General features: G+C 69.0%; 19 protein-coding genes. 6 read left to right on the top strand and 13 right to left on the bottom strand.

Features of this window, described 5'->3' with window-relative positions:
• Positions 1-37: 37 nt before the first annotated feature.
• Genes ACWELQ_RS03070 through ACWELQ_RS03060 form a run of 3 tightly spaced genes read right to left on the bottom strand, consistent with a single transcriptional unit; the run spans position 38 to position 3450 of the window.
• A complete protein-coding gene (locus tag ACWELQ_RS03070) occupies positions 38-1150 on the bottom strand; it encodes a zinc-binding dehydrogenase (protein ID WP_452395357.1) in 1113 nt (370 codons plus the stop codon).
• Positions 1150-2274, bottom strand: coding sequence for an acyl-CoA dehydrogenase family protein (locus ACWELQ_RS03065; RefSeq protein ID WP_452395356.1), 1125 nt, complete (start codon positions 2272-2274; stop codon positions 1150-1152). Before ACWELQ_RS03065 ends, ACWELQ_RS03070 begins: the two co-directional genes overlap by 1 nt.
• Before the next feature lie 9 nt (positions 2275-2283).
• The gene (locus ACWELQ_RS03060) at positions 2284-3450 is read right to left on the bottom strand and encodes an acyl-CoA dehydrogenase family protein (protein WP_452395355.1); all 1167 of its coding nucleotides are present in this window, start codon (positions 3448-3450) and stop codon (positions 2284-2286) included.
• Between the two features lie 117 nt (positions 3451-3567).
• Here ACWELQ_RS03060 and ACWELQ_RS03055 point away from each other — a divergent pair, with 117 nt between their 5' ends.
• Positions 3568-4521 carry a patatin-like phospholipase family protein gene (locus ACWELQ_RS03055; RefSeq protein ID WP_452395354.1) on the top strand — a complete coding sequence of 318 codons (954 nt, stop codon included), beginning with the start codon at positions 3568-3570 and terminating at the stop codon, positions 4519-4521.
• Positions 4518-5102 (top strand): QsdR family transcriptional regulator, encoded by a 585-nt coding sequence (locus ACWELQ_RS03050; RefSeq protein WP_452395353.1) that lies wholly within the window; start codon positions 4518-4520, stop codon positions 5100-5102. The genes ACWELQ_RS03055 and ACWELQ_RS03050 overlap by 4 nt, the downstream gene beginning before the upstream one ends.
• Here the strand turns inward: ACWELQ_RS03050 and ACWELQ_RS03045 are convergent.
• Together ACWELQ_RS03045 and ACWELQ_RS03040 are read right to left on the bottom strand one after the other, a co-directional pair.
• Positions 5088-5759: a DUF3159 domain-containing protein gene (locus tag ACWELQ_RS03045; RefSeq protein ID WP_452395352.1), complete on the bottom strand. Its 672-nt coding sequence runs from the start codon at positions 5757-5759 to the stop codon at positions 5088-5090. The two genes, ACWELQ_RS03050 and ACWELQ_RS03045, sit on opposite strands and share 15 nt — an antisense overlap.
• A 144-nt stretch (positions 5760-5903) precedes the next feature.
• Positions 5904-7046, bottom strand: a complete 1143-nt coding sequence (locus ACWELQ_RS03040; protein WP_452395351.1) for an alkaline phosphatase family protein — start codon at positions 7044-7046, stop codon at positions 5904-5906.
• A gap of 49 nt (positions 7047-7095) precedes the next feature.
• Here ACWELQ_RS03040 and ACWELQ_RS03035 point away from each other — a divergent pair, with 49 nt between their 5' ends.
• Positions 7096-7713 carry a GNAT family N-acetyltransferase gene (locus ACWELQ_RS03035; RefSeq protein WP_452395350.1) on the top strand — a complete coding sequence of 206 codons (618 nt, stop codon included), beginning with the start codon at positions 7096-7098 and terminating at the stop codon, positions 7711-7713.
• Positions 7714-7955: 242 nt separating this feature from the next.
• Here the strand turns inward: ACWELQ_RS03035 and ACWELQ_RS03030 are convergent, their stop codons facing one another.
• Together ACWELQ_RS03030 and ACWELQ_RS03025 are read right to left on the bottom strand one after the other, a co-directional pair.
• Complete coding sequence (locus ACWELQ_RS03030; protein ID WP_452395377.1) at positions 7956-10025, bottom strand: copper-translocating P-type ATPase; 2070 nt, start codon at positions 10023-10025, stop codon at positions 7956-7958.
• Positions 10026-10164: 139 nt separating this feature from the next.
• Positions 10165-10455, bottom strand: a complete 291-nt coding sequence (locus ACWELQ_RS03025; protein ID WP_452395349.1) for a hypothetical protein — start codon at positions 10453-10455, stop codon at positions 10165-10167.
• A gap of 170 nt (positions 10456-10625) precedes the next feature.
• On the opposite strand from ACWELQ_RS03025, the gene ACWELQ_RS03020 reads away from it, so the two are divergent.
• Both ACWELQ_RS03020 and ACWELQ_RS03015 read left to right on the top strand, forming a co-directional pair.
• Entirely contained in the window at positions 10626-10979 is a 354-nt protein-coding gene (locus ACWELQ_RS03020; RefSeq protein ID WP_452395348.1) for a YciI family protein, read from the top strand.
• Positions 10976-12205: an RNA polymerase sigma factor gene (locus ACWELQ_RS03015; RefSeq protein WP_452395347.1), complete on the top strand. Its 1230-nt coding sequence runs from the start codon at positions 10976-10978 to the stop codon at positions 12203-12205. The genes ACWELQ_RS03020 and ACWELQ_RS03015 overlap by 4 nt, the downstream gene beginning before the upstream one ends.
• On the opposite strand, the gene ACWELQ_RS03010 is transcribed toward ACWELQ_RS03015, so the two are convergent.
• Positions 12185-13627, bottom strand: coding sequence for a DHA2 family efflux MFS transporter permease subunit (locus ACWELQ_RS03010; RefSeq protein ID WP_452395346.1), 1443 nt, complete (start codon positions 13625-13627; stop codon positions 12185-12187). The two genes, ACWELQ_RS03015 and ACWELQ_RS03010, sit on opposite strands and share 21 nt — an antisense overlap.
• A 112-nt stretch (positions 13628-13739) precedes the next feature.
• On the opposite strand from ACWELQ_RS03010, the gene ACWELQ_RS03005 reads away from it, so the two are divergent.
• Positions 13740-14393 carry a TetR/AcrR family transcriptional regulator gene (locus tag ACWELQ_RS03005; RefSeq protein WP_452395345.1) on the top strand — a complete coding sequence of 218 codons (654 nt, stop codon included), beginning with the start codon at positions 13740-13742 and terminating at the stop codon, positions 14391-14393.
• Here the strand turns inward: ACWELQ_RS03005 and ACWELQ_RS03000 are convergent.
• The 5 genes from ACWELQ_RS03000 to ACWELQ_RS02980 form a co-directional block, all read right to left on the bottom strand.
• Complete coding sequence (locus ACWELQ_RS03000) at positions 14379-15308, bottom strand: DMT family transporter (protein WP_452395344.1); 930 nt, start codon at positions 15306-15308, stop codon at positions 14379-14381. The two genes, ACWELQ_RS03005 and ACWELQ_RS03000, sit on opposite strands and share 15 nt — an antisense overlap.
• Positions 15309-15392: 84 nt before the next feature.
• Positions 15393-15746, bottom strand: a complete 354-nt coding sequence (locus tag ACWELQ_RS02995) for a hypothetical protein (protein WP_452395343.1) — start codon at positions 15744-15746, stop codon at positions 15393-15395.
• 91 nt (positions 15747-15837) lie between these two features.
• Positions 15838-16308, bottom strand: coding sequence for a hypothetical protein (locus ACWELQ_RS02990; protein ID WP_452395342.1), 471 nt, complete (start codon positions 16306-16308; stop codon positions 15838-15840).
• Between the two features lie 123 nt (positions 16309-16431).
• Positions 16432-16743, bottom strand: coding sequence for a hypothetical protein (locus ACWELQ_RS02985; RefSeq protein WP_452395341.1), 312 nt, complete (start codon positions 16741-16743; stop codon positions 16432-16434).
• Between the two features lie 30 nt (positions 16744-16773).
• Complete coding sequence (locus ACWELQ_RS02980; RefSeq protein WP_452395340.1) at positions 16774-17445, bottom strand: TetR/AcrR family transcriptional regulator; 672 nt, start codon at positions 17443-17445, stop codon at positions 16774-16776.
• Between the last annotated feature and the right edge of the window lie 67 nt (positions 17446-17512).

Here is a 17512-nt window from a genome sequence, read left to right as displayed (position 1 = left end):
ATCTATTGATTATCGGTGCGGCGCAACCATTCTGGATTCACGCTCGGTCGAACAAAATGATTTGACGCACTGCCTTACTATCGGCCAGTTGATCCATTGCCGCATTGATGTCCGCGAGCCCGATGCGCGCGGAAATCAATTTCTCGACCGGCAGTCGCCCTTCTCGCCACATCTGCTCGTAGCGTGGAATATCGCGGGCGGGCACGGCGGAGCCGAGATAGCTGCCGACGATGGTGCGGGCCTCGGCCGTGATGCTCAATGGCGGCAGCGTCACGGTCGAATTCGGTCCCGGCAGACCGACTGTCACTGTCATACCGCCGGGTTCCGTTGCCGCATAAGCTGTTTCGAACGCCGCGGGGTGCCCGGCGCATTCCACCACATACCGGGCTCGCACCGACTCGGCGGCGACCTGTTCGGGCGTGTAGGTCTCGGTGGCCCCGAGCTCCTCGGCCATCAGCAGCTTGTCGGCCATCCGGTCGACGGCGATGATCCGTTGTACTCCAACGGCTTTCGCGGTGAGCAGCGCGGCCATCCCGACCCCGCCGAGCCCGACCACCATGAGGCTGTCCTGCGGCTGCGGCCGGGCCACGTTCACCACCGCGCCACCGCCGGTCAGCACCGCGCACCCGAACAGCGCCGCGACCTCCGGCGGCACCGAATTGCCGACCGGCACCAGCGACGCCCGATCCACCACGGCGTGCGTGGCGAATCCGGAGACCCCGAGGTGATGCCGCACCCGGGATCCGCCGCGCGAGAGGTGCCCGGCGTGATGCAACAGTTCACCCGCGGTATTGCTGCGGGTGCCCGCGGTGCACGGCAGTTGCCCGTCGCGGGCGCACGCGTCGCACTCTTCGCAGCGCGGCAGGAAGCTCATGACCACCCGTTGCCCGATGAGCAGGTCGGCGACCCGCTCGCCGACCGCCACCACGGTGCCCGCGGCCTCGTGGCCGAGCAGCATGGGCAGCGGGCGCGGCCGATTGCCGTCCACCACACTGAGATCCGAGTGGCACAGGCCGGCCGCCTCGATGGCGACCAGGACCTCGGTGGGTCCGGGATCGCCGAGTTCGAGTTCGCACACGGTGATCGGCCGCGTGTCGGCGTAGGGCCGTGCGCGTCCGATCTCCTCCAGTACCGCGCCGCGAATGTGCATCAGATCTCGACCATCTGGTAGTCGGCGACGTAGCCGCCGAGGTAGCGCAGGTGGTCGGTGGAGTCGCCGAGCGTGTGCTCGATGGCGGTGAGCCGGGCGGTGTAGTGGCCGACCGGGTATTCGTCGGTCATGCCGATGCCGCCGTGCAGCTGGATGGCCTCCTGCCCGATGTGCTTGGCGGAGCGCCCGATCCGCAGCTTGGCCCGCGACGCGACGACCGGGTCGACGATGCCGTCGGCCAGCGACATGGACGCGTACATGCTCATGCCGCGCGCCAGTTCGAGGGAGACGTACATGTCGGCGGCCCGCTGGGTCAGTGTCTGGAAGCTGCGCAGCGCCACCCCGAACTGCTTGCGGGTCTTCAGGTATTCGGCGGTGAGACGCAACGACTCCTCCATCGCGCCGACGGCCTCGGCGCACAGCGCGGCCTGCGCCCCGGCGAGGGCGGCCTGCACGGCGGCCGTGGCGTCGGCCACGTCACCCAGGGGCTCGGCGACCGCGGATTCGAATGCGATGTCCGCGCCGCGCAGTCCGTCGTGGGTGGCGTAGGCGCTGCGTCGCACGCCCGGATCGGCCGGGTCGACCAGGAACAGGCGCAGCCCGCCCTCGACGGCCGCGCTCACGATCAGCAGGTCGGCGCAATCACCGTGGGAGACCGGGTGTTTGCGGCCGGACAGCCGCCACCCGTCCTCGGTCCGCTGGGCCTGGGTGGCGGTCTCGGTGGCGGGCCAGCGCAGGCCCGGTTCACCGTGCGCGAAGGCGAGTTTCAGTTCACCCTCGGCGATGCGCGGCAGCAGGTCCTTGCGCTGGGTGTCGCTGCCGAGGGTGGAGATCAGCCATCCGGGCAGCAGTGCGGCGTCCAGCACCGGTTCCGGGGCCAGCGCGCGGCCGAGCTCGGTCATGACGAGCATGGCCTCGATGGGTCCCGCGCCCATGCCGCCGTCCTCCTCGGCGAAAGTCAGTCCGAGCAAGCCGATTTCGGCGAAAGTGGCCCAGATCGCGGGGTCCCAGCCGAGGTCGGTGCCGACCACCTCGTTGCGCCGCTCCGGGGTGTAGCCGCGCGCGAGCACGTCACGCACGGTGTCGCGGAGCATTTCCTGTTCGGGGGTGAGATCGAAATCCATGATGCTGCCTCACAGTCCGAGGATCGTCGAGGCGATGATGCCGCGCTGCACCTCGTTGGATCCTCCGTAGATCGATGTCTTGCGATAGTTCAGGTAGGTGGCGGTGCTGCGGCGGGCCCAGTCGGGATTCGACTCGTCCTCGCGCGCAACGGAATCCGGCCCGGCGATATCCACGAGCAGGTCGGTGACCTCCTGCTGCAGCTCGGTGCCGCGCAGCTTGAGGATGGAGGAGACCGGGTTGGGTTTGCCGTCGGCCGAGCCCGCGGCGACACGCAGCTGCACCAGTTCCAGTGCCAGCAGCTCGTTTTCGAGTTCGGCGAGGCGGGTGGCGAAGAGCTGATCGTCGAGCAGGGTCTTCTCACCCAGCCGGGTCTGCTTGGCGTATTCCTTGGCCAGCCACAGCTTCACCTTGGTCTGGCCGACCGCGGCGATGCCGGTGCGCTCGTTGCCGAGCAGGAACTTGGCATAGGTCCAGCCCTGATTCTCTTCGCCGACAAGCTGATTCGCGGGGACCCGGACGTTCTCCAGGAACACCTCGTTGACCTCGTAGCCGCCGTCGATGAGCTTGATCGGCCGCACCGTCACGCCGGGGGTGTCGAGCGGGAACAGCAGCAGGGAGATGCCCGCCTGCTTCTTGGGCGCGTCCGGGTTGGTGCGCGCCAGACAGAACATCCAGTCGGCGGACTGGGCGAGGGTGGTCCAGGTCTTCTGGCCGTTGATCACGTAGTCGTCGCCGTCGCGGACCGCGACGGTGCGCAGCGAGGCCAGGTCGGAACCGGCCTCGGGCTCGGAAAAGCCCTGGCACCACCAGATGTCGAGGTTGGCGGTGGCGGGCAGGAAGCGCTGTTTCAACTCCTCGGAGCCGAAGTGCGCAATGACCGGGCCGATCATATTGGTGTTGAAGGTGAGCGGTTCGGGCACCGAGGCGAGCTGCATCTCGTCGTGCCAGAGGTGGCGCTGGATGGGGGTCCAGTCCTTGCCGCCCCATTCCACCGGCCAGTTCGGGGTCGCCAGCCCGTGCGCGTTGAGGATGCGCTGGGTGGTGACGATGTCGTCCCTGCTGAGTTCCTGGCCGTGCCGGTGCCGGTTGCGGATCTCTGCCGGGATTTCGCTCCGATAGAACGCGCGCAGCTCGTCGCGGAAGGCGAGCTCGTCGTCGGTGAGCGCTAGTTGCATGCGTTGACCTCCAGTTTCATGGCTACCCCCGCCATCGCGGAATATGATACACAGAGAGTCGAGTGTCTCAAATAGCCTCGTATACTCGAACCCACCCCACCCCTGAAGGGAGCACCCGTGCCCGACCTGGACCGCACGCTCGGCGTCGGCGAACTCCTCGCCCGCCGCCACCGCGAGGGCAGCATTCCCGGGCGGCGCACCGATGCGCACCGGCTGGCCCTGGTCATCGAGGGCGGTTCGTCGCGCGGCGCGTATTCGCACGGAATGGCCATGGCCATCGAGGAATTGGGCGTGCTGCCCTGCTTCGACGCGGTGTACGGGGCGTCGGCGGGCGCGCTCAACGCGGCCTGGCTGCTGTGCGGGCGCGCGATCCAGGCCCGGCGGGCCTGGAATCCCGAGGTGATCAATCGGGTGATCAATCCGACCCGGGCCTTGCGCGGCGGCCGGGTGGTCGACACCGAATACCTGGTGCACACCGTGTACGAGCGCATCGTGCCCATGGACTTCCCGGCCATCCTGGCCAATGCCGTCACCTTCCACCCCATCGCGACCGACGCGCACACCGGCGCCGCGGTGGACCTCAATCCCGAACTCAGCGACGTGCGTTCGGTCCAGCGGGCGCTGCGGGCCTCGACCTGCCTGCCGATCCTGGCCGGGCGGCCGGTGCCCATCGGGGCACGGCGGTTCGTGGACGCCGGGCTCTCGGAATCCGTCCCGGTGCGCACGGCGCTCACCCAGGGCGCGACTCGCGTGCTGGTGTTGCGCACCCGCCGCGCGGACGAAACCATGCGTCCGCCTTCGTCTCTGGAGACCCGGGTGGTGGCCCGGTACCTGTCGCGGCACGCGCCCGGCACGGTGGGCCCGTGGCTCGCGCGGGTCGAGCGCCACCACAGTGACGAGCGGGATTTCGAGTCCGATCCGGCGGTGCTGCAGATCCGGCCGCCGCGCGAGGCCCCGGAGATCGGGCGCATCGCCCGCGATCCCGGCGTCCTGCAGCAGGCGCTCGCCCTGGGACGCGCGGCCACGGCGCGCACCTTGTCGGAGTACCTGGCCCCTAAGCTGTCGGCGTGACGCGCGCCGAGGGAACCAGGACGCCGGGCCGGCCCGCCTCGGCCAGCCCGGAGGATGTGGTCGAGGCCGCCATCGCGGTCTTCCTCGCCGGAAACCGCTTGGACGTCAATGCGATCGCCGCCCAGCTCGGTGTCGGCCGGGCCAGTGTCTACCGCTGGTTCGGGTCGCGGGACGGGCTGCTGGGCGCGGCCATCGCGCGGCAGCTGGAGAAGACGGTGCGCCACGCGGATCGCCGTACCCGCGGCACGGGTGGTGAGCGGCTCACCGCGGTGCTCAATCGCACCATCGATCTGCTCGTCGAGAACGACGCGCTGCGCACCTATTTCGACAATGAGTCCACCGCCGCGCTGCGCCTGATCACCCGTGGTGACGGGATCGTGCACCAGTCGGCGGTGGCGCTGGTGGAACGCTTCATCGAGCGCGCCGAGGCCGAGGGTTACCGGCCGCCGATCGAACGCGACACCCTGGCCTATGCCCTGGTCCGGCTGTGGGAGGCGTTCCTCTACAACGATGCGGCGGCCGGTTTCCGCGGTGATGTGGAACGCCTGCGTCAGGTGCAAACCGCGCTACTTCGCGCTTGAGGTCTTCAGCGAGCGACGCACGTAGAGGAACGTCGCCGCGATCGCGACCACCAGCAGCGGCTTGCCGAGGATCAGCGCGACGGTGCCGAGAATGACGACCTTGTCGGCCACGTACAGCGGCACCATGATCACCAGGTGCAGCATCCAGAACGCGAACCACGCCACACTCACCTTGCGGTGCAGGCGAATTCGCTGCTCCGGATCGGCGTGTGCGGCCGGTTCCAGGCCGATGCGGCGGCAGATCCAGTGGCTGAGCGGGCGGCCGGTGACCAGCGGCACCCCGAAGGCGACCGCGCCGATGGCGCAGACGATCAGGTCGGGCAGGTAGAAGCCACGGCCCTCGCCGGTGATGCCGACGAACAGGGAGAACACCGCGACCGCGGCCACGCTGAGGGCGACGGTCCTGACCGTCTCGCCCTTCAGCATCCGGTAGAGGCCGAGTCCGACGGCAATGGTCAGCGCGACCAACACGCCGACCTCGGCATCGGCGCTGCCGTATCCGACGAGGAAGCCGATGGCCGGGGCGGCGCCGTCGAGCAGGTGTTTGGGTCCGTCGAGCGCGAGGAACTTGCCCCACATCTCGGCCGCGCCCGAGCGCTGATCCTCGACCGTGTCCCTGCGATGCTTACCGGTCTCCACGAGAACTCCTGTAGCCATGTTCCGGCTGCCTTTCTTGAGGTCGACCCTGGTTTGTCGAGCCTTATTGCAGTCCGACTGTAATAAGGTCCCAAGGTTCAGGCAATGCCTCTATGGCTCACCTCGCCCACTCCCCCGCGTGTGCGCCAGGCCACATCAGGGCCGTCAGGGGCCGGTGATCAGGGGAATCAGTTGCTCGGCGGAGGTGCGCGCGCCGTGGTGACCGAGGAGAGCGGATTCGAAAGGCTCGAGGCCCGGGCGGACCAGCACGGCATTGCCCTCGGCGACGGCGATGAGGTCGCCGATGCGGGCGGCGATGACCGGCACCGCCGGGGTCGGGCCGAACCAGTGCTCGTCGAGAGCCTGGGTCCGGGTGACCACGGTGGCGTGGCCGGAGAGCTCGGCGGACCAGGCGGTGTGGGCGTCGGCGAGGGCGTCGGGGCTGTCGAGATAGACGTGGCGCACGCGCGCCTCACCGGCGATCAACGCGACATCGCGGTGCAGGGCGGGGGCGGCGTCGAGGTCGATGACGGTGTCCGCGTGGATCATTCCGTGATCGCCGGTGATCAGCAGGGTGCAGGTGGCGGGCAGTGCGGCGAACAGCTCGGCGACGGCCGCGTCGATCTCGCGCAGGGCCTCGAGCCACTGCGGCGATTCCGGGCCGTACAGGTGGCCGTTGGCGTCGAGGTTCGGGTAGTACGCGTAGGCGAAACGCGACTGCGCCCCGGAATGCCGTGCGACAGCCAGGATTCCGTCGCGCAGCTCGTCGAGCGTGGTGGCGGCGTGCAGCGTGCCCGGGGCGCGGAAGGCGGCGCGGGTCAGGCCCGAGGTGTGCTGATAGCCCGGGATCACATAGTGCACCTCGACGCCGTGGGCCGCGAGATCCTCCAGGCGACTCGGCTGTGCCTGGACGGATTCCGGCGGGTAGGCGTCGCGGGCGTCGGGCCCGGTGGCCGAATCCATGGTCCAGCGCAGGGAATTCAGCAGGCGCGGGTGGTCGCCGCTGGGGACGGCGAAGGAGTATCCGATGATGCCGTGGGTGGCGCAGGGCGCGCCGAGGGCGAGGCTGGTGAGGCTGGTCGCGGTGGTGGCGGGGAACCCGGCGATGAGCGTCGTGCGCAGATGCGCGGCCAGGGTGGGGGCGCTGTCGCGGTGGCGGGCAAGCAGTTCCGCGCCGAGGCCGTCGATCAGCAGCACGACCACGTCCCGATTGGGTTCCAGCCCCAGCGGATTGCGCGCGTCGATCCCGAAGGAGGCGGCGACGGACGGGAGGACGTCAGCGAGGGTGGGCGACGGTGCGGCAGCCATGCACCGACTCTATTGACCTTGATGCCCGGATTCATCCCATAATTCACCCGTGCCCGAATCCGCCGATTTCACGGTCAAGCCCACCCTGACCGGCACGACGGTGCTGCTGCGTCCGTTCGTCGCCGAAGACCTCGACGCCATGCTCGCCGCGCTGCGCGATCCCGAGGTCCGCCGCCTCACCGGCAGCGTCCACGACGACACCGCCGCGCCGGAGGATCCGGAGGAGGTGACGCGGCTGCGCGACTGGTACTCCACCCGCAACGCGCAGCCGGATCGGCTCGATCTGGCCATCGCCGAGCTCGCGAACGGCCGCTGCGTCGGCGAGGCGGTCCTCAATCAGTGGGATCCCGGCAATCGCAGCTGCAACTTCCGCATCCTGATCGGTCCCGAGGGGCAGGGCCGGGGCCTGGGCACGGAGGCGACGCGGCTACTGGTCGGCTACGGGTTCGAGAAGCTCGCGCTGCATCGGATCTCGCTGGAGGTCTACGCGTTCAATCCGCGCGCCCGCCGCGCCTACGAGAAGGCGGGGTTCCGCGCCGAGGGGGTGTTGCGGGAATCGCTGCGCTACGGCGACGAGTGGATCGATGCCACGGTGATGTCGATCCTCGAGCAGGATTGGGCCCGGATACGCGAAAACCGCCTCCGGGGAGACGGTTTTTCTGCGTGACGGGGCGGATCAGGCCAGGCCCCACGCCTTGAGCAGGTAGGTGATGTTGGCGGCGATACCGGTGACGGTGCTGGCCAGGTCGATGGCGGCGGAACCCAGGTTGATGATCGGCATGATTCAGGACTTTCGGAACGGGGACATATTGCACTTCCACCGTATTAGCGATAGCTAACTCCTGGCATCATGTTTCCACTCACGGCTCCGCCGCCTGTGTAATTGGGGTCACAGCACGGTGCGCCGGTTCAGTCCCGTTCCGGCAGTCGCAATCGCTTCAGCGACAACGCGTTCAGGGCCACGATGATGCTCGAGCCGGACATGGACATGGCGGCGATCTCCGGGCGCAGGGCGAAGCCGAAGGCGGGCACGAAGACTCCGGCCGCGATGGGCAGCGCCAGGCTGTTGTAGCCGACCGCCCAGGCCAGGTTCTGGTGCATCTTGCGCAGCGTGCCCCGGCCGATGCGCAGCGCGGTCGGGACGTCCAGCGGGTCGGAGCGCATGAGGACCACGTCGGCGGTCTCGATGGCCACGTCGGTGCCCGCGCCGATGGCGATGCCCAGATCGGCTTGCGCCAGCGCGGGCGCGTCATTGACGCCGTCACCGACCATGGCGACTTTCCTTCCGGCGGACTGCAATTCGACGATTTTGGCGGCCTTGTCACCGGGCAGCACCTCGGCGATGACGGTGTCGATGCCCAGTTCGGCGGCGATGCGCTCGGCGGTGGCATGGTTGTCGCCGGTCAGCATGACGACGCGCACGCCCATATCGTGCAGGTCCGCAACGGCTTTCGCGGAGGTCTCGCGGGGCGCGTCGGCGATGCCGATGACGGCGGCGGGTGCACCGTCGACGGCCGCCAGCACGGCGGTCTGCCCGGCGCCGGCCACGCGGTCGCGGGCCGCGGCCAGCGCGCCGAGGTCGACGCCTTCGCGCTCGAGCAGGCGGCGGTTGCCGATGACGACCCGGCGGCCGTCCACGGTCGCGACCGCGCCGTGGCCGGGGACGTTCTCGAAGTCCACGGCGCGGGCGTCGGTGGGGCCGTGCTCCTTGGCGTAGCGCACCACGGCCTCGGCCAGCGGATGCTCGGACTCCCGTTCCACGGCCGCCAGCAGGGGTAGGAGGTCGGCCTCGGAAAACGCTGAGCCGGTGACGATTTCGGTGACCTCCGGCTCGCCCTTGGTGAGGGTGCCGGTCTTGTCCATCACGACGGTGTCGATGCGAGCCGAACTCTCCAATGCCATGGCGTTCTTGAACAGCACTCCGCGCTGCGCGCCCAGTCCGGTGCCGACCATGATGGCGGTCGGGGTGGCCAGACCCAGGGCGTCCGGGCAGGTCACCACGACGACGGTGATGGCGAACAACATCGCCTTGGCGAAGGAGGCACCGACCAGCAGCCACACCGCCAAAGTCAGTACGCCGCCGAGCAAAGCGACCAGCACCAGCCAGAAGGCCGCGCGATCGGCCAGTTTCTGGCCCGGGGCCTTCGAATTCTGGGCCTGCTGCACCAGATTCACGATCTGCGCCAGCGCGGTGTCCGCGCCGACCTTGGTGGCGCGCACGCGCAGCGTGCCGTTCTTGTTGAGGGTCGCGCCGATGACCGCGGTGCCGGGTTCCTTGTGCACCGGCAGGCTCTCACCGGTCACCATGGACTCGTCGACCTCGCCGGAGCCCTCCTCGACCAGGCCGTCCACCGCGATCTTGGAGCCCGGACGCACCAGCAACAGATCGCCGACCTGCACCTCGGCCGTGGGGATTTCGACTTCCTGGCCATCGCGGACCACCGTCGCGCGCGGCGGCGCGAGATCCAGCAGCGTGCGGATGGCGTCATTGGCACCGCCGCGTGCCCGCATCTCGAACCAGTGCCCGAGCAGCACGAAGGTCGCCAGCATGGTCGACGCCTCGTAGAACACCTCGCCGCCGCCGGTCAGCGTAATGGCGAGGGAGTACAGCCATCCCGCGCCGATGCCGACCGCGACCAGCACCATCATGTCCAGCGTGCGCGCCTTCAACGCCGCCCACGCACCGGTGAAGAAGATGGTCGAGGAGTAGAAGATCACCGGCAGGCTGAGCACCAATTCCCAGATGTCCGAACGCATCCCTAAGGGCACCGGCAGATGCCACCCCAGCATGTCGGTAGCCATCGGCGACCACAGCATGACCAACACCGAGAACACCGCGGCCACCACGAACCGATTCCGCATATCCCGCGCCATGTCCTCCATGGACATCCCGCCGTGCCCCGCATGCCCGCCGTGCCCCGCATGGCCGCCATGCCCCATCGCGGCATGATCCATGGCACCCATCGCGGAATGGTCCATGGCGTCCATCGCCGTGTGTTGCCCGCTGTGCTCCATCCGACCCACTCCTCCGCCGACCAACCCTTGCCGGGTCGACCATATACCCTATAGGGGTAGAGGGTACAGACCCGGCGCGGGTGAGTGGTTGCGGTACGGGTCGTCACATGGCGACGGGTTCGCCGACCTCCACGCGTCCGCCGTAGGTGAGGCCGGGGCAGCCGGAGGCGAGCTTGACCGCGGAATCGAGGTCGTCGGCGTTCACGGCGATGTAGCCGGAGAGCTGATCCGGCGTGGCAGGGTTGTCGCCGAGCATGACGGCCTGGCCGACCCGGCTGCCGAAGTCGGTGACGTGCTCGCCGATCTCGGCGAACCAATCGGCCCACAGCTTCTCCTGCGCGGCGGTCGGCGCGGTGGTGGGATCGTTGCGGAACGTGAGGATGAAGGTGGACATTGTCGTTCTCCTTGTCGGATGGACGGCCGCGGCGGCCGACTCGTGAATCCGTCGTGCGGGTCCGGCCGGGAATCGACAATCGGCGCGAGAATCTTTGTCGCGGTCGTGTCGATTTCGCGACGCCCCCGAACGACGTAGTTGCGAACCATCCAGCGAAGGAGAGCGGTCACATGCCCGAATATCTGCTGCTGATCCACCACGACGAGCAGTCCTATCTGGCCGCCGGTCCGGCCGCGCGGGAGCGGATGCGCAACGACCATCGGGAGTTCATGGCCGCCCACGCCGACCGGCTGCGCGGCGGCAACGAACTGCGGCCGGTGTCGACCGCGACCATGGTCCGGCACGACGCGCAGGGCCATCCGGTCATCACCGACGGCGTCTTCGCCGAGTCCAAAGAGGTGCTGGGCGGCTACTACCTGATCGAGGCCGACGATCTGGACGAGGCCATCCGGATCGCCGTCGCGGTGCCCTCACCGTTCGGCGGCATCGAGGTCCGGCCGATCCTGCCGCACGACGCGCCGTGACTGCCGCGGAGGTGGCCGCCGCGGTCGCCGACGCCCATCGGCGCGAGTGGGGTTTCGTGCTGGCCGCCACCGTGCGCGTGACCCGCGATATCGATCTCGCGGAAGAGGCTGTGCAGGAGGCGTTCACGCAGGCGCTGGGGTCCTGGGCGGAGAGCGGTATCCCGGATCGGCCGGGGGCCTGGCTGACCACGGTCGCCAAGCGCCGGGCCCTCGACGCGCTGCGGCGTGACATCGCGTTCGAGCGGTCGATCCCCCTGCTGGTGGAGGATCCGCCCGACCCTGTCACCGCGGATTCCGTGGCCGACGATCGTCTGCGCCTGATCTTCATCTGCTGCCATCCCGCGCTGGCGATGGAAGCGCGCGTGGCGCTCACTCTGCGCCTGCTGTGCGGCCTGTCCACCCCGGAGATCGCCCGTGCGTTCCTGGTCCCGGAACCCACCATGGCGGCGCGAATCACGCGGGCCAAGAAGAAGATCGCCGAGGCGCACATCCCCTACCGTCTCCCGCCCGACGAGGAGATCCCCGACCGCGTCGATGCCGTCCTCACCGTCCTGCACCTGCTCTACACCACCGGTCACACCGCCCCCGCGGGCGACCGCCTGGTCCGCCCCGAACTCGTCGAACGCGCCCTCGACCTGGCACGCATGCTGCGCCTGCTGCTCCCCAACGACCCGGACGTGGCCGGTCTGTACGCCCTCTTACTGCTCACCGACGCCCGCCGCACCACCCGCACCGAGGACGACGGCCGGTTCGTCCGCCTCGCCGACCAGGACCGAACCCGATGGGATCACCACGCTATCCGCGAGGGAATCGCCTTGGTACGCAGGTCATTACGCAGCCGCTCCCCCGGCCGCTTCCCCCTCATGGCCGCCATCGCCGCCGTCCACGCCGAGGCCCCCGACTTCGACGCCACCGACTGGCACGAGATCGCCGGCCTCTACGACCACCTGATCACGGTCTGGCACTCCCCGGTCGTCGCCCTCAATCGCGCCATCGCCCTGGGCCACGCCTACGGCCCCCAACGCGGCCTCGACGAACTCGACGCCTTGGCCACCGACCCGCAGCTCACCGCCTACCAGTACCTTCCCGCCGCCCGCGCCGAATTCCTCACCCGCCTGGCCAGATTCGACGAGGCCCGCCTCGCTTACCGCGAGGCGCTGCTGCTCACCGAGAACACGGTCGAGGCCGACTACCTCACCGCACGGCTACACAGCCTCGATTCCTGATCGGGCCGCGCGGCGCTCCAGGACTGCCAGCGCCGCCGTCGGCACGACGGCCAGTGCGGAGGCGGCGAGGACCCACGCGAAGGTCACCGCGAAGGCCGAACCCTGAGCCGTGGACGCGGACCCGTCGGCGGGCAGGTGCTGTTGGAGGACGACGAGGAAGGCTGCGGTGCCGATCGATCCGCCGATGCGCTGCATCATGGTGAGTTGCGGTGTGGCGTCGATGATCTGGGACGGTGTCAGGTTGCGCAGGGCGGCGGTCATGGCGGGCATGGCCGCCAGGCCGATGCCGAGTCCGCGCAGGACCATGGCACCGCCGAGCAGCCAGTACGGGGTGTCGGCGGTGATCAGCATGAACGGGATGGTGGCGGCGCAGCCGACCAGGGTGCCGAGCAACGAGGTCAGGGCACCTACACGTTCGTAGAGGCGGGCGGACAAGGCCATCGCGATGGCCGCGCCGATACCCTGCGGGGCCATCAGCAGGCCCGTGTGCGCGGCATCCTGATGGCGTACGAGCTGGAAATACAAGGGCAGCAACACCATCGCGCCGAAGGTCACCGCGCCGATGACGAATGTCGAGACCGTTCCGGCCGCGAAGAATCGGTCCCGCCACAGCCCCAGGTCCAGCACCGGATTCGGGGACCGCCGCGCATGGATGACGAACAGGGCCACCAAAACCGTTCCGCCGCCCAGCGTTACGAGCACGCGCGCGTCCGTCAGCCCGCGCGACGCCGCCTCGGAGAGCCCGTAGGTGACTCCCGCCATGCCCAGCGATACCAGGATCAACCCGAAAACATCCAGCGCCCCGGCTGATTCGGTCCGATCGTCCGGAGTCAACAGTCGCGCGGCGAGGACCAAGCCCAGCGCGCCGATCGGCGCGTTGACGAGGAAGATCCACTGCCAGCCCGCGTATTCGAGCAGCAGCCCGCCGATGGTCGGCCCGATCACCGGTGTCAGCACCATCGGAATGCCCGCCGCCACCATGGCTCTGGCCATCCCCTGCCGCCCGGCCGCGGTCACCAGGATCATCTGCCCTACCGGAATCATGACCCCCGCCCCGAGCCCCTGCGCCACCCGTGCCGCGATCAGCGCGCCGACGCTCCCGGCGGCCGCGCATGCCACCGAGGCGAGCGTGAACAGCAGCAGCGCGGCGATGTACAGCCGCTTGGCTCCCACCCGACGGGCCGCCCAGCCGGTCACCGGCAGTACCGCGGCCTGCACGAGTAGGTACACGGTGACAACCCACCCGATCGAGTCCAGCGTCCCGCCGAGATCGGCGGCGAGGGACTTCAGGGCGACGTTGACGACGGTCGCGTCGAGGAAGGCGAGGATCGCCCCGACCAGCACGACGACGATGGCCCGGCGTGCTTGCGGGGTGAGAGCGGGCCGGTCGTCGACCGCTTCCGGGAGGTTCGAGAGAGTCACGTTCGAAGTGTCATCCAGATGGATAATTGTGTCAACCACTTGGATGACAACCATTCATATGACACAGTTGCCGACTCGGATGACCCAGTCATCCGAGCAGTACGATCACCGAATGGCACTCGAACCCGAAGCGGACCCGGCCCCGACCACACCGGGCCGCGGTCCACGGCGCGCACCCAGCGCCGCCGACCGCCGCCGTGATGCCGAGCGTTCACGCCAGGCCCTCCTGGACGCGGCGCTGGACGAGTTCGCCGCCAAGGGTTTCGATGGTGCGCGGGTCCAGGAGATCGCCGATCGCGCCGGGGTGAACAAGCAGCTGATCGCCTACTACTTCGGCGGCAAAGAGGGCCTCTACCAAGAGATTCAACGCGACTGGCCCGCCGCCGAGGCCGAGCGGGCCGACCCGGAACTACCGCTCGACGAGATCGCGGCCCGCTACCTGTCGGCCGCCCTGGCCGACCCCCGCCCGGCCCGTCTGCTGGTCTGGCGCGGCCTCACCGGAAGTGGTTCGGCCACCGACTATCTGGATGGATCGGCCACCGTCGACAGCGATCTGGCCAATCTGACCCGAGCCCGGGACCGCGGCGAGATCCCGCCCGGCCTCGACCCCGCTTTCATGCGCATCGCCCTGATGGGCATGATCCTGGCACCCGTCATGCTCCCCGAGACGGCCCTGCAAGCCACCGGAAAGCAGCCCGGCACCACGGAGTTCGAGGAATACTACGGCGCACAGCTCAGGACACTGATCCAACTACTCGGCCGGTGAGATCGCCGGATTCGTGGTCGGGGCGGCGGTCGGGCGGGGTGGGGCGGAGCGGGTGATGGCTACGCCGGAGAGGCACAGGAGGCCGCCGAGTAGGGCGAGCAGGGCGGGGACTTCGCCGAGGGCCAGCCAGGACATGAGGATGACCAGGGCGGGGACGGCGTAGGTGGTGGCGCCCATTTTTCCGGCGGTGGTGCGGGCCAGGGCGTAGGCCCAGGTGGTGAAGGCCAGGGCGGTGGGGAAGACACCGAGGTAGACCAGGCTCAGGGTGGAGGTGACGGGGGCGTTGCCCGCCTCCGACACCAGTTGACCCGAAAATGGCAGGCACGCAATGGTTCCCACGACGCAGCCGCCGGTGGTGAGCTGGAGGGCGGAGGCTTGGGTGAGGGCCGGTTTCTGGACTACCACCGAGACCGCCCAGCAGGCGGCGGCGAGCAGGCACAGGGCGACGCCGAGCGCGGCGGCCGAGCCGGTGCCGGAATTCGACAGGCCGACGACCACCGCACCGGTGAAGGACACCGCGATACCGGCCATCAATCTCGGCGGAAAGCCTTCCGACAGAAGGAATCCGCCGAGCAGCGCGATGAGGACCGGACCGATGTTGATGACCATGGCGGCAGTTCCGGCGTCCAGGTGGCGTTCGCCCCAATTGAGTGCGACCATATAGACGCCGAACCACAGCACCCCGGTGATCAGGATCGCACGCCAGGCCGAGCGGGCCGGGAAGCGCTCACCGGTGATGAGCATGATCGCGATCAACGCGACGGATCCGGACAGCAGACGGCCCAAGGCCAGGGCTCCTGGCGAAAAGGCATGTCCGGCACTGCGAATGAAGACGAAGGCCGAGGCCCAGAGGACGACCGTGCTGGCTGCCGCCACCATCGCACGCCTGTCCGCCGATTCGATCTGCTGTGCCATTCACCGACGGTAGATCACCGCGGGGTGGAATTCACGCGGATTTCGGACGTCGCATTTCCGCGAATCGAGGTCCGCGCGGCGAAATCACTTGCATTGCACCGCATACGGCTGGCACACGGTCCAGCTGCCGTCGGGGTGGGCGACCGGCGCCCAGGTGCGGTCCTGGCCGCCGGGGGCGAGCCGGTTACCGGTGGCCGGGTCGGCGGACGGTGCCGGATCGGTCTGGGTGTAGACGTAGTTGTACTCGGGGTAGCCGTTGTAGTCGTAGGTGACGACCACGTGCGCGTGTTCACCGGAAGTGGAAGGCCCAGACGGCGTGGGGATGTTTCCCCGACCCGCGGGCTCCGCGCCGGCGACACCCGCACCGACGGCGAGAATCGTCCCGGCGATGGCCATACAGGCCGCAAGTTTCCGGGCTGTGACAGGGTTGTTAATCATTGAACCTCCTCGTTCGCCCTAGATACGTCGAGGGGTTACGCGGCGGTTCGGAAGTTGATCGAACTACGCTGCGGGACAGCGCATTCGAAGATCAGAAACGCGGCCCCGGCGGCGGGGGCGGCAGTCGGCGTTCACGCGGTACGAGCAGCAGCAACAGCGAGAGCAGCAGCCCGCCGCCGACCAGGTACAGCCCCCAGGCCCCGCTGAGCAGATGCCGGTAGTCGGTGCGTAGCTCGTGGTCGAAGCGGTCGTCGAGCCGCCAGGTCAGCACGCCGAGCCCGGCCAGTCCGACCAGGACGCCGACCCAGCCGACGATCCGGGAGCCGACCAGCGCGGCCAGCAGCACGACCGCGGCCACGCCCAGCAGCCCGATCGCCAGTGAACTGGTGAACGCCCCCGAATGCGCGCCGATCTGATCGAGTGACCGCCCTTGCGCGAAACCGCTTCGCAGATCACCGAATTGAACATTCCGCGCGTCGACCGAGCCGACCAGCGGACCGAAAACCCCGACCGCCACCGCGATGGCGGCGGCGAACAGCAGCAGGTGTACGAAAGTGCGCATACCCCACGGTATTGCGCTTCCCGTCCACGAGCACGGAATCAGACCTACTGGTCGGCAACACGCCCCGCGCGGCACGCCGACGAATCAGACGCGGCGATCCTCGATCAGGCGCGGCCCTCGCGATCAGGCGCGGCGATCCACGGCGGCCCAGGCGGCGACCGCCACCACACCGGACACCACGGCGACCGACGGCCACGCGCCGATCTTCTTGGCCAGCGGGTGCGAGGCGCCCATCGCGCCGATGGCGAGCCCGGTCAGCGCGGCCGCGCCGCCGGTCCCGACGGTCTTGCGCCAGCGCGGGAAGGCCGCGGCGGTCCCGGCCGCGAACACCGCGCCGCCGAGCTGACGCTGCTTGGTGGCCTGGGCGAGGGCGAAACCACCGGTGAGACCACCGGCCGCGAGCAGCGAGGTCGGTACCGCGGAAATCGAAGCCATTTCACTACCTCCAGACAATCGAACGAGCTATCACCCTCGACGGTAACCGGAGTCTGTTCCGCCGCTTGCGCCCGGGTCGGGCAGCAGCGAGCGCTCGAGCTGTTCCTCGGTGATCGGCGGAACCGGCAGCGGGTGAGCGGCTTCCGCGCGCAACCCGTCCAGCATCAGGGCGAGATTGCGCCGCCAGGCTTCCGGGGCGACGCCCGCCGTCTGCTCCACCACCCGGGTGTGCGACCAGGTGATGAAGGCGATGTCCTCGAGCGCCCAGTCCGCGCGCAGCACTCCGGCATCCTGTGCGCGCGTGATGATTTCACGCATGATTGCATGCCCGCGATCACGTTGCGCGGCGATCTCCGGACTCGGCGCGGCCCGCAGCGCGAGCTCGTTGAGCAGCCGGTCGTAAGCCTGTAGCGCACAGATCTTTTCGACGAGATAGACGAACGACTCCCACGGATCAGCAAGCGCCAGAGCCTCTTCCGCGATCCGGCCGCCCGCCTCGATTCGATCCTCGACCGCGGCCGCGATCAGCTCGTCGCGGGTGGGGAAACGGTTGTAGAGCGTGCCGATGGCCACGCCCGCCCGAGCGGCGATCTCTTTGAGCGGCGCGTCGAGTCCGCGTTCGGCGAACACCTCGCGCGCCGCGGTGACGAGCGCGTCGCGGTTGCGGCGGGCGTCGAGGCGGAGGGATTTCTGCGCGGGCATGCGCCGATCCTACAAATCGGGCACCGAGAATAAGTTGAGCATAGGTTCAACTTCATGTTAACGTCGG

Source organism: Nocardia sp. NPDC004722 (assembly GCF_053601505.1).
The sequence above is the reverse complement of the archived record's forward strand: the minus strand, read 5'-3'. Positions and strand labels throughout refer to the sequence as shown.

Bases quoted from the DNA above. Each gene is read 5' to 3' on its own strand.
- ACWELQ_RS03030 (WP_452395377.1), bottom strand. From the start codon at position 10,025: ATGGACCATTCCGCGATGGGTGCCATGGATCATGCCGCGATGGGGCAT.
- ACWELQ_RS03000 (WP_452395344.1), bottom strand. From the start codon at position 15,308: ATGGCACAGCAGATCGAATCGGCGGACAGGCGTGCGATGGTGGCGGCA.
- ACWELQ_RS02985 (WP_452395341.1), bottom strand. From the start codon at position 16,743: ATGGCTTCGATTTCCGCGGTACCGACCTCGCTGCTCGCGGCCGGTGGT.
- ACWELQ_RS03025 (WP_452395349.1), bottom strand. From the start codon at position 10,455: ATGTCCACCTTCATCCTCACGTTCCGCAACGATCCCACCACCGCGCCG.
- ACWELQ_RS03065 (WP_452395356.1), bottom strand. From the start codon at position 2,274: ATGGATTTCGATCTCACCCCCGAACAGGAAATGCTCCGCGACACCGTG.
- ACWELQ_RS03020 (WP_452395348.1), top strand. From the start codon at position 10,626: ATGCCCGAATATCTGCTGCTGATCCACCACGACGAGCAGTCCTATCTG.
- ACWELQ_RS02990 (WP_452395342.1), bottom strand. From the start codon at position 16,308: ATGCGCACTTTCGTACACCTGCTGCTGTTCGCCGCCGCCATCGCGGTG.
- ACWELQ_RS03070 (WP_452395357.1), bottom strand. From the start codon at position 1,150: ATGCACATTCGCGGCGCGGTACTGGAGGAGATCGGACGCGCACGGCCC.
- ACWELQ_RS03060 (WP_452395355.1), bottom strand. From the start codon at position 3,450: ATGCAACTAGCGCTCACCGACGACGAGCTCGCCTTCCGCGACGAGCTG.
- ACWELQ_RS03005 (WP_452395345.1), top strand. From the start codon at position 13,740: ATGGCACTCGAACCCGAAGCGGACCCGGCCCCGACCACACCGGGCCGC.
- ACWELQ_RS02980 (WP_452395340.1), bottom strand. From the start codon at position 17,445: ATGCCCGCGCAGAAATCCCTCCGCCTCGACGCCCGCCGCAACCGCGAC.
- ACWELQ_RS03040 (WP_452395351.1), bottom strand. From the start codon at position 7,046: ATGGCTGCCGCACCGTCGCCCACCCTCGCTGACGTCCTCCCGTCCGTC.
- ACWELQ_RS03045 (WP_452395352.1), bottom strand. From the start codon at position 5,759: ATGGCTACAGGAGTTCTCGTGGAGACCGGTAAGCATCGCAGGGACACG.
- ACWELQ_RS02995 (WP_452395343.1), bottom strand. From the start codon at position 15,746: ATGATTAACAACCCTGTCACAGCCCGGAAACTTGCGGCCTGTATGGCC.